The following is a 9,736-nucleotide window of genomic DNA, read 5'->3' as shown; positions in this document are numbered from 1 at the left end:
GGCGCAGGCCTGGTCGAGTATGTCGCCCAGGCCGTTGCCGGGCGGGAAGTGCACCCAGGCCCGGTCGGCCAGTGCTGTGAGGTTGATGTGGGTGGCTTGGTCGGAGGTGGCCGGGTCGTCGGCGGGTACCACGATGACGAATTCGTCGGTGCCGATGTCGTGGATGGGGCCGTCCCAGCCTGAGGGGTGTGGTCCGACGGCCAGGTCGGCCTGTCCGGCTGCCATGGCGGCGGTAAGGCGGTCGGTGTGCCAGTGCTCGAACAGGCGGATCTGATTGCCTGGGTGGTGCTGTCGCCAGATGCGCAGGACGCCCGGCAGGACGCCGAGGGTGATGGAGTAGAGGGTGGCGAGGTGGAGTTCGGCGGTTTCCAGGCCGCCGGCCTGCCGGGCTGCGGATCGGGCGCGTTCGACGTCGGCGAGTGCGGCGCGGGCGTGCGGGAGCATGGCGCGGCCCATCGGGGTGAGTCTGACCGTACGGGGCAGCCGCTCCAGCAGCGGTCCTCCCACCGATTCCTCCAGGGCGCGCATCTGATGGGAGAGGGCGGGCTGGGTGACGTGGAGCCTGTGGGCCGCCTGGGTGAAGGAGCCGGTGTCGACCACGGTCGCGAAGTACTCGAGCTGCCGCAAGGTTGCCATGAGTTCATTTTATCGTGGTGATGAAAAACATGCCTTGGACTTATGGGAAGCGTGGCGGCAGAGTCGAGTTGTCGCCTTCGGGCGGCGCTGTAGTGAGCAACACGTCGCGCAAAGGAAAGGTCTTCCATGCGTCTGGGTCTGTACGACGACCGTCTCGTCCTGATCACCGGTCACCGCTCCGGCACCGTCACCGTTGTGGACGTGGCCGAGGCCAGCGGGGGCCGCTTCGGGCCCGACCCGATGCACCTATGGGAAGTCTGGGACGACTTCCGCGCCTGGGCGGCGGACCGGGCGGCGTGGGCCGGCCGCGCCGAGGGCAGGACGGTGGAGCACGGTGAGCTGGGGCCGCCGGTGCCCCGGCCGCGGCAGATCTTCGCGATCGGCACCAACTACCGCGGCCACGCCGCCGAGATCGGCCTGCCCGCGGTGCCATCGGTGTTCACCAAGTTCGTCACCTGCCTGACCGGCCCCGACACCACGGTGCCCCTGCCGTCCGACACCGTCGACTGGGAGGTCGAGCTCGTCGCGGTCATCGGCCGCCGTGCCGACGGTGTGCCACGCGAGCGGGCGTGGGAGCACGTGGCCGGGCTGATGGTGGGACAGGACCTGTCCGAGCGCACCGGCCAGTTCGCCACCGACCCGGCCCAGTTCTCCCTGGCCAAGTCCCATCCCGGCTTCGGCCCCACCGGCCCATGGCTGACCACCCTGGATGAACTCACCGACCCTGCCGACCTGGCCATCGTCTGCCGCCGGGGCGAGCAAGAGCTGCAGTCCGGCCACACCAGCCAGATGATCTTCGATGTGCCCGAACTCATCGGCTACCTGTCGGCCGTCACCCCGCTGCTGCCCGGCGATCTGATCTTCACCGGCACCCCGTCAGGCGTCGGCCACGGCCGCACGCCCCGCCAGTACCTACGGTCCGGCGACCGGCTGGTCAGCGCCATCGAAGGACTGGGCCGCCTGCACCAGCAGTTCACCGCTGCCTGACCACCAAGCCAGCCGGGCAGGAGCAGACGCCTGGCGCACACCGCCGCCCATGCCGCGCCGGGAAGGATCGCGCTCCCGCGCGCGATCAACCTCAAACCGATGTCCGTCAGCCGGCCCGGCCGCCACCATCCTGAGGAACACGCTCATGAACGAGATCAACCGGAACCGGTATCTGCCGGCGGGCCTGGCCGCCGCCACCATCCTGGGGGCCGGCGCATGGGCCGTATACGACTACGGCCAGTGGCGAAGTCTCGGGGAAGGGGGTCTGCCCCACAACGCCGGGGGCTGGCTTCGCATGACGGCCATGCGCTTGCGGGCCCGGGACCGCTTCGGCGGGAGAAGCCACGACCAGGAAGAAGAGGTCAGTCCCGTCCTGCTCGACCTGCAGGCCCGCGGTGGGACCAGGCCCAAGTCCGCCCCGCACCCGGTCCCGAACAGGGTCGTGGACCAGCACGCGCCCGCGCCGGTGAAACAAGCCTTGGTCTCGGTCTTCGACGACTTCTCCCGGTCGGACTCGCCGCCGCTGCAATACCGGACAAGCCGGTGGGAAAAGCACCACGACGCGTTGTGCCTGAAGGGCGACACCTACCCTCACGCGATCTCGCGCGCGGCGAGCGGCGAGCTGGGTCACGTGCATCCCTCAGACGGATCCATGCACATGATCCTGAGCCCGGCGGACGCCCGACTGGTCCTCGACCTGGGATGGGGCGAGTTCCACCCGCTCGCGGGCGTGATGCTGGAGCTTCCCGCCACTTACACCCTGATCTATCCGCCTCGCTCCCTCGCGGAGATCGCCCCCATCCGCGCCATCCTGGCGGCCGCCGTCGGCTACATGACCGGACAACCAGCCCCACCCACACCCACACGCGGATCGTCCGCGTAGTCAGCAGACCGCAGGCAGGGCTGCGACGTGAGCGGTCACGCCGGATCCACCTTCGTGTTCCCAGTGGACAACGGCAGCTCCCGACAGCTCGCGTCCATCAAGGTGAGGAGAAGCCTGTGATATCGCACAAACACGCTGACCGCAGGCCGGCGGCCCCATCCACCGATACCGGCAATCCCGGCGACGGTGTGCGGGCGCGCCGCCGGGGCCAGTTCGGCCTCGCCGTCGCCCTGGGCGTTTCAGCCGCCATGCTGGCGGGGTGCGCCGCCAGCTCCCGCCAGCCGGCTCGGCCGGCACAGACACCGGCTACGCCGACGACGGACGCCCAGGTGATCTGGAACCCCTACGACCACCTGCCCAAGGTGCCGTCCTTCCGGCTGACCAGCACGGACGTGCGCGACGGCGAGCCGATGCCCCGGGCCCAGCGCAGCGGTGTGCTCGGCAACCGCGACGGGCAGGACCTGTCCCCGCAACTGTCCTGGAGCCGTTTCCCCAAGGGCACGCAGAGCTTCGTGGTGACGATGTACAACCCGACCGCGCCGACAGCCAGCGGATTCTGGCACTGGGCCGTGGCCAACCTCCCGGCCAGTACCACCCACCTGCCCACCGGCGCCGGAGCCGAGAACAGCACCCGCCTGCCCCAGGGCGCCTACCAGCTGCCCAACGAAGCCAGAAGGGCCCGTTACCTGGGCCCTTCACCGCCGGCGGGGAGCGGGCGGCACCGCTACTACATCGTGGTGCACGCCCTCGACGTCGCATCCGTCGAATCGCTCGGCGTCAGCAGAGATTCCACCCCCGGTTTCCTGGGCTACAACCTGTTCCGCCACACGCTGGCACGGGCAGTGATCGCACCCTGGGCGCAAGGCCCTCCAGCACAGAGCAACACTCCCTCCCCCGACGCTCCCAACGGCACACGTCCCTCAACGTGAGGACAGGACCATGACATCGCACACCCGCTCCGATCGCATACCCGCGGCCCCGTCCACCACTGTCGGCAATCCCCGCAACAGCACGGGGACGCGCCGCCGTCGCCTGTCCGCCCTCGCCGTCGCCCTGGGCGTTTCAGCCGCCATGGTGATGGGGTGCGACACCGGAACGGCGCAGACACGGCCCACGTCGCCTACGCCGACGACGGACGCCCAGCCGACCGGGACCCCCTACGACCGCCTGCCCAAGGTGCCGTCCTTCCGGCTGACCAGCACGGACGTGCGCGACGGCGAACGGCTGCCCCAAGCCCAGTACAGCGGCATACTCAAGGCTGGCGGAAACGATACCTCACCGCAGCTGTCCTGGAGCCGCTTCCCCAAGGACACACAGAGCTTCGCGGTGACGGTGTACGACGCGGACGCGGCAACCGGCAGCGGATTCTGGCACTGGGCGGTGGCCGACCTCCCGGCCAGTACCACCAGCCTGCCCACCGGCGCCGGAGCCAAGAACAGCACCCGCCTGCCCCAGGGCGCCTACCAGCTGCCCAACGACGCCAGAATGACCCGCTACCTCGGAGCCGCCCCGCCGGCGGGAAGCGGACGGCACCACTACTACATCGTCGTGTACGCCCTCGACGTCAAGTCCGTCAAACCGCTCGGCGTGGACAACGACGCCACCCCCGCCCTCCTGGGCGCCAACCTGTCCAGCCACACGCTGGCACGAGCAGTGATCGTGCCGTGGGCCGAGGCCCGGACCGACAGCGAGTGACTCCGCCGCCGGGCGCAGGCGGAGTGGGTCTGTGGCCGGTCGGCGGGGGCCGTAAGGAGTCTGCACAGCCCCTGGTGTGCAGGACGGTGGCGCGGTCGGTGACGTCGCGGTCGGTGCCGGCGTCGCGGATGAGGGCCGCGACGTGGGCGTAGAGGGTGGTGGCGCGTTGGTCGAGCTGGGCGAGGTACTGGTGGGCGAGGGCGAGTTCGTCGTCGGCGCGGGCCGGGTCGGTGAAGGCGGTGACCAGGGCGAGGAGAGTCTGGGCGATAGCCCGCTCGCCCGGAGCGTTGTGCTGTTCTGCTTCGGCCCGCGCGGCTTCGAAGGCGGCCGCGGCGCGGTCGATATCGCCGTGGGGCCATCGGATGTGGGCCAGGACGCGGTGATGGCGGCCCTCCCAGCCCAGGGTGGGGACGGCCGCGAGGGCGGTGGGGAAATCACCGCCGATGCGGGCGAGGTTGGCCAGACCGCGGTGGTCGCGTGGAGCGAGCCGGCCGCCTGCGTCGACGACCTGGCGCATGCCGCGCGCGGCGGCGTCGGTGCGGCCGAGGTCTTTGTGGGCCTTGGCCCGGTAGTACACGGCGATTTCGGCGAGTTCGCCGGAGAGCCGGCCGGTGTCCAGGACGGCGGTGAGGCGTTCGGCGGTGCGTTCGCGGTGCTCGTGCTGGCGGCGGGCGATGGCGGTGAGGAGCTCGGCCAGGGCGTCGGCGGGTGTGTCCGGCCCTGGCTGCGGCTCGGTGCCGGGGGAGGGGCTCCCAGGCGGAGTCGTCGGTGTAGGCAAAGGCGGCGTCGGTGAGCCAGCCGAGGTCGCCCAGGTCGTGGTCGCGGGCCAGGCGCAGGCCCTGGCGCAGACACGCGACGAGGAGGGTCCGGCCGGGGAGGAGGGCGCCTGCGTCCTGCCACTGCCGGCCGAGGGCGGCCAGGGCGCGTTCGGCGGCTCGGTGCCAGTCGGCGGGGGTCCAGCGGTCCTCGGTGTGGTCATCGGCCCGGCGCAGCGCGGCGCGGATGGCGCCGTGCAGGTGGTAGGGCCAGATCGCGTACGGATTCTCGGTGATCATCGGCCGTTCGACGAGCCTGCGTGCCGCGGCCTGGTGGGGCAGGCCTGCCGCTTGGGTGGCCAGGTCCAGGTCGAAGGCGTCCAGGAGGCTGGCGCTGCGCAGGACATGGCGCTCGTTGGCGGTGAGGTCGGACAGGGTGCGGGCGATGAGGGCGGGGAAGGTGTGGTCGAGGTTGTCGGCGGTGGGAGTGCGGCCGGTGCGGCGGATCTCGAGGAAGCGTGCGACGGCCAGGTCCAGGTGGAGCGGCAGGCCGTGCGAGCGCTGGGTGATGACCGCGCGGATGTCGGAGCCGATCAGCGGTTGGCCGTCCTGGGTGAGGCGGCGTGCGAGGTAGGCGTCGCAGTCCTCGGGGGAGAAGTCGCCGATCAGGTGCTGGCGATAGCCGCCGGCGGCCTGGGCAGGCTGTTCTGTCTGGGGTGCGAGGCCGGGCCAGGCGTCGGGGCCGGTGAAGTCCAGCTGTCCCTGCAGAGCGGGGTCGGCCCACGCCAGGCGGTTGCTGGCCGGCGATGACGAAGAACGCGTTCGGCATCAGCCAGACCAGGCGCTGGAGGAGCCGTTCGGTGTCGCGGTGGCGGTCGCCGGTGTCCTCGAAGGTGTCCAGCAGGATGACCGGGACCACCGCGCGCTTGGTCGGCAGGCGGCTGATCTCCCACGCCAGCAGGTGCGGGTAGTAGGAGAGCGCCTCCAGGTCGGGGTCGGCCTCCAGGAGGTCGGCGGTGCGGGCGCAGCCGGCCAGGGCCCGGGCGCGTTCGCGGCGTTCGCGCAGTGCCTGCACGAGCGCGGTGGCGACCTGTCCGGCCGCTGATCCGACCAGGCCGGGCAGTTTCAGGGCGCTGGCGGCCTCGGTGACTGCGCACTGCATCTGCTGCGGCAGCATCTGTCCGAACTTGCCCACCAGTCCGGTGCGCCGGACGTACTCCTCCAGCGGCTCCCCGGGGTGCTGGGCGTCCCAGTAGCGGCGCAGCGCCAGGTCGAAGCTGGGCATGGGGTGGCCGACCGCGGCGGCCAGGGCGAGCCGGATCGTCAGCACGACGCGCTCGAAGTCCATGGAGGCCGAGCGGGACAGATCGATACGAACGGGCAGGATCGTCTTGCTCGCCCAGGCGGGGGCGCCCCACTGCTGGGGGCGCTGCTCGGCCGCGGTGAGCGTCGATTCGATCTTGCGCAGCAGGGTCGACTTTCCGACGCCACCCACCCCGTGGAACACGATCACGTTGGTACGCGGGCTCTCCAGGTCCTCCACGTCGAAGCTTGGGGCAGCGATGTGCCGCAGGTAGCTCCTCGATGGCGGTGGCGATGACGTTCCACTGACTCTGGCGGATGGTGAACGCCTCACTGCTGCCCACGGGGTCGTTGGAGCTGAACAGCGCACGTAGGTCCATGTGATGAGGTCCCCCCGGAAGTGATCACTGGGCCCCAACGTATGCCGCGTACCGTGGTCGGCCCAGTCCCCGTTTCAGCCCACAACGAGAATGATCGTTTCGCTGTGGGTTCCGGCACCGAGGTGGTCTTCCTATGCACGACGCCGCATCGTCCTCGCCTTCGTCCTCTGACCCGCACCCCTCGTCCGAGCCGACCCAGGGCCCGGGCGGCGATGCCGTCTCATACGAGGAGGCGTTCGAAACCGTGGGGGCCGTCATCGCCTGGTACGGCCGAGCGCTGCTGCTCGCCCGGCGCTCCGGGGATCAGCAGCGCCTGGAGGAGCTGAAGACGCAGCGGCAGAGGTGCGTGGAAGACCAGCAGCGGCTCAAGGACGCCGGGCCCAAGGAGATCGCGCGCATCGCCGCCGAATACGCCACACGGCTGAAGGAGCTGAAAGCCGCCGAACCGGGCCCCGAGTCGTAGCGGCGGGGCGCCGCGGGCCCAGACCGGTTCGGGTGCCGGGCCGCGCCGCCGGTCAGGCGGGCACGGGCAGTGCGGCGGCGGGGGCGGGCATGTCGAGCTGGTGCGGCCGCTGGGCGGGCATCAGGGGGCAGGCCAGCCGGGCGATTGCGACCAGGTCGTCGCGGTACTGCGGTACTGCTGTGTGCAGCCAGCGCTGGGTGGCCCAGAACGCAGCAGCTTCCTCGAGGGTGTAGGGGCGGTGATGCTCCGCGGTCACGGCGAGGCCGGCAGCGGGGCGCCGGGCCCAACGCTCCTGGTCGGTCAGGTGGTTGCGGTAGAGGGGGTGGGCATCGCGCCGCATCGTCACCACCTCGTCGACCACGGCCAGCTGCTCGGCCAGGGCCACCGTCTCGGGGAGGACGTCGACGCAGGCGTTGTGCCCGGCGGCGGTGGTGAACCGCGCGGGAATGTCCTGCAGGTTCAGACGGGCATAACGGGCGGCCGTGCCCTGGCGGGAATCGGCCTCGCGGACTGCCAGGGCCACCAGTTGCACGCGGTAGCCCGCCTGCCGGTCCACGGCCGCGCGGGCGGCGAACGGGGCAGCGCTTTCCGGGGTGATCTCGATGACCATGTCCCCGCGTCGATCGCGCACGTGCGCTTCGGCCCACGCCTGCCACGCCCGGTAGTCGGTGCGTATCCGCGCTGAGGCCGTGCGCGGCTCCTCGCGCAGCAGCTGCGGGTAGTCCGGATGAACCTGCTTGAAGATCTCGCCCGTGATGTGCACCGGGTCGCGCAGGCTGCGCAGGATCTGGGCGATCCGCGTCTTCCCGGCGCCCGGCTGACCCATCACGTAAACGACGACCGGCTGTTCCTGCCCGGTAATGGGCCCGAGGGACGGCACGATCAGCTCGTCGTAGATCCACTGGTGCTCCTCGACGGAGAGCCGGTGGTAGTTCACCCCGGGCGCATCCCGGCGGGGCTGGGCTATGCGCCGGACCGACTCGGCCAGCGCGGCGGCGCGCTCGGAGTTGCGGCGCACCGCAAGCATCCAGTCCTCCGGCAGCGCGGGATCGGCCAGGCGCCGGTCGGCGTCAACGAGCTGCCGGCGGATCCGCCCCGTCGCCCTGGCACCCCACGGCCGACGCAACTCGGCGAGCACCGCGCCCGGCGCGTCTGCCGGGCGGAGCAAACGCCCGCCGGGGCCGAGCTCGTTGTCGTAGATGACCTCCAGCGTCGTCTGCCCGCCGCGCCGGATGACGAACACCCGGTGCGCCAGGTGCTCGGCCTACGCCGCCCCGAGCGTCGGGACCAGCGCGTCGGCGCACGTGCCGTGGTTGTCCCAGGAGACGTACCGGGGCGCCAGACCCTCCTGGGCAAGGCGCAGAAACCGTTCCAGGGCGCTGAGTTCGCTGACCGCCCAGGGACACGGCCAGGGCCACGATCTCCACCCAGTAACCCGTCTGCCGGGACGCCAGTGCACCGGCGAGAAAGTCCTCCGGGCGGGCAAGCGGTACCTCCACGACCGCGTCGTAGCGGCCCTCGCGCGCCGCGGCCTCCACAGCGGCCTGCCACCGGTACGTCTCCGGCCGGACCCGCTCCCCGGCGGTGCACACGTCCTCGGCCAGGTACTGGCTGTAATGGGGATGGTGGGTCTTGTAGGTGGCGCGGTCGACCCGCACCGCCCCGCCCCGCGCCGCCAGCGCGGCGTGCACGAGGTCGATGACCGTGGTCTTGCCGCTGCCTGGTTGCCCCAGGACGCACACCACCACCGGGCGGACCTGAGGAACCGCACCTTCCAGGACGCCGGGCAGGACAGTGTTGGTGAGGACCTCCTCGGCCCAGTCGCCGACCGGACCTGTTGCAGGAGGCCCGGCCGAGCCCGCTTCCGGGGGCCGCCCCGGTACTTCAGACGACAAGTCCGGCGCCTTGCCCGATCCCTCCACTGTCCCCTCCTGCTGGCTGACCTGTCGCAGCGAAGGTTAAGCGGTTCTCACCGAACATTGAGCGGGCTGAGTGCGGCACTCTCGCCGGGGCAGATCCCGTACGACGACTCCACTTCGCTGAAGACCCTTCGCCCCGGATCGGCCAGGTCATCCTTGGTGACCTCAAATTCACCGTCTTCGACGAGCTTCGCCTGTTCGAGGGAGCCGCCGATCTTCTCCACGATGACGTTCAGGGGGTAGGTCTCGTCCTCGTCCACGACGCCCCTCCAGATGAGAGCCAAGCCAGGAAGCTATGGGACGGGGTTGTCGCTGAGCCTCTCCTACAGCCCGGTCGGCTGGAAGTGCCGTTGGCGAAGGCGCAGTGCCTGCCACTGGTCCATCTTGGCCTCGGCTCTCTGTACTGCCCGCCAAGATGTTGCTAGTTGACCAGTGAGGCCAGAGCGGTGGCGGTGACGGCGGCCAGAGTGAGGGTCGCGGAGAAGGCGGTGGCCGCGCGGGTAAGGGCGGTGGGGTAGGTGGCATGGTCGCGACGGGCGAGATAGCCGGCCCCGGCCCCGACGAGGGCGGCAATCACGAGAGTCAGGGCGCAGGCGAGCAGGATCACGGCGTTACGTTCGGTCATGGCGTCAGTTCCCTTTCCGGTGAGACGGGCGTCGGTCTGATACCGAATCTCGCGAAGCGGGTGTTCGCCGTGGTGCGGGCGGTCGAAGATG

At 70.9% G+C, this 9,736-nt stretch carries 12 protein-coding genes and 1 pseudogene; 8 read left to right on the top strand and 5 right to left on the bottom strand.

The genetic code is table 11. From position 1 onward, the window contains the following. Nucleotides 1-636: LysR family transcriptional regulator (locus GWI24_RS13230; protein WP_210946149.1), on the bottom strand; the 636-nt coding region annotated here is incomplete at its 3' end. Between the two features lie 126 nt (nt 637-762). Here GWI24_RS13230 and GWI24_RS13225 point away from each other — a divergent pair. The 8 genes from GWI24_RS13225 (at nt 763) to GWI24_RS13190 (ending at nt 7,101) form a co-directional block, all read left to right on the top strand. Further along, nucleotides 763-1,623, top strand: a complete 861-nt coding sequence (locus GWI24_RS13225; RefSeq protein WP_210946148.1) for a fumarylacetoacetate hydrolase family protein — start codon at nt 763-765, stop codon at nt 1,621-1,623. 145 nt (nt 1,624-1,768) lie between these two features. Next, nucleotides 1,769-2,506 carry a hypothetical protein gene (locus GWI24_RS13220; RefSeq protein ID WP_210946147.1) on the top strand — a complete coding sequence of 246 codons (738 nt, stop codon included), beginning with the start codon at nt 1,769-1,771 and terminating at the stop codon, nt 2,504-2,506. 329 nt (nt 2,507-2,835) lie between these two features. Further along, the gene (locus tag GWI24_RS13215) at nt 2,836-3,435 is read left to right on the top strand and encodes a YbhB/YbcL family Raf kinase inhibitor-like protein (protein WP_308343634.1); all 600 of its coding nucleotides are present in this window, start codon (nt 2,836-2,838) and stop codon (nt 3,433-3,435) included. Nucleotides 3,436-3,673: 238 nt separating this feature from the next. Continuing rightward, a complete protein-coding gene (locus tag GWI24_RS13210) occupies nt 3,674-4,201 on the top strand; it encodes a YbhB/YbcL family Raf kinase inhibitor-like protein (protein WP_247616291.1) in 528 nt (175 codons plus the stop codon). A 76-nt stretch (nt 4,202-4,277) separates the two neighbouring features. After that, nucleotides 4,278-4,994, top strand: a complete 717-nt coding sequence (locus GWI24_RS13205) for a hypothetical protein (protein WP_210946146.1) — start codon at nt 4,278-4,280, stop codon at nt 4,992-4,994. A gap of 22 nt (nt 4,995-5,016) precedes the next feature. After that, nucleotides 5,017-5,766 carry a hypothetical protein gene (locus tag GWI24_RS13200; RefSeq protein ID WP_210946145.1) on the top strand — a complete coding sequence of 250 codons (750 nt, stop codon included), beginning with the start codon at nt 5,017-5,019 and terminating at the stop codon, nt 5,764-5,766. Next, on the top strand, nt 5,750-6,061 hold the full coding sequence (locus GWI24_RS13195; protein WP_210946144.1) for a hypothetical protein: 312 nt from the start codon (nt 5,750-5,752) through the stop codon (nt 6,059-6,061). Before GWI24_RS13200 ends, GWI24_RS13195 begins: the two co-directional genes overlap by 17 nt. 710 nt (nt 6,062-6,771) lie before the next feature. Continuing rightward, nucleotides 6,772-7,101: a hypothetical protein gene (locus GWI24_RS13190; protein ID WP_210946143.1), complete on the top strand. Its 330-nt coding sequence runs from the start codon at nt 6,772-6,774 to the stop codon at nt 7,099-7,101. Nucleotides 7,102-7,153: 52 nt separating this feature from the next. Here GWI24_RS13190 and GWI24_RS46510 read toward each other — a convergent pair whose 3' ends face one another. The 4 genes and pseudogenes from GWI24_RS46510 to GWI24_RS13175 all read right to left on the bottom strand — a co-directional run bounded on the left by GWI24_RS46510 (nt 7,154) and on the right by GWI24_RS13175 (nt 9,645). Continuing rightward, a complete protein-coding gene (locus GWI24_RS46510) occupies nt 7,154-8,344 on the bottom strand; it encodes a zeta toxin family protein (RefSeq protein WP_308343633.1) in 1,191 nt (396 codons plus the stop codon). A gap of 220 nt (nt 8,345-8,564) precedes the next feature. Beyond that, nucleotides 8,565-8,843, bottom strand: a pseudogene (locus GWI24_RS46505) (zeta toxin family protein); the annotation flags it as partial. A gap of 227 nt (nt 8,844-9,070) precedes the next feature. Then, nucleotides 9,071-9,280, bottom strand: a complete 210-nt coding sequence (locus tag GWI24_RS13180) for a hypothetical protein (RefSeq protein WP_210946142.1) — start codon at nt 9,278-9,280, stop codon at nt 9,071-9,073. 161 nt (nt 9,281-9,441) lie between these two features. Further along, nucleotides 9,442-9,645 (bottom strand): hypothetical protein, encoded by a 204-nt coding sequence (locus GWI24_RS13175; RefSeq protein ID WP_210946141.1) that lies wholly within the window; start codon nt 9,643-9,645, stop codon nt 9,442-9,444. Between the last annotated feature and the right edge of the window lie 91 nt (nt 9,646-9,736).

Origin of the sequence: Streptomyces sp. MK37H, from assembly GCF_018035285.1 — a bacterium.
In the GTDB taxonomy this organism is placed as follows: Bacteria; Actinomycetota; Actinomycetes; order Streptomycetales; family Streptomycetaceae; genus Streptomyces; species Streptomyces endocoffeicus.
This window is presented reverse-complemented; position numbering and strand designations above follow the sequence as displayed.

Excerpts from the sequence above, each read along its gene's own strand:
- GWI24_RS13225 (WP_210946148.1), top strand. The coding sequence starts at position 763 with ATGCGTCTGGGTCTGTACGACGACCGTCTCGTCCTGATCACCGGTCAC.
- GWI24_RS13220 (WP_210946147.1), top strand. The coding sequence starts at position 1,769 with ATGAACGAGATCAACCGGAACCGGTATCTGCCGGCGGGCCTGGCCGCC.
- GWI24_RS13190 (WP_210946143.1), top strand. The coding sequence starts at position 6,772 with ATGCACGACGCCGCATCGTCCTCGCCTTCGTCCTCTGACCCGCACCCC.
- GWI24_RS13175 (WP_210946141.1), bottom strand. The coding sequence starts at position 9,645 with ATGACCGAACGTAACGCCGTGATCCTGCTCGCCTGCGCCCTGACTCTC.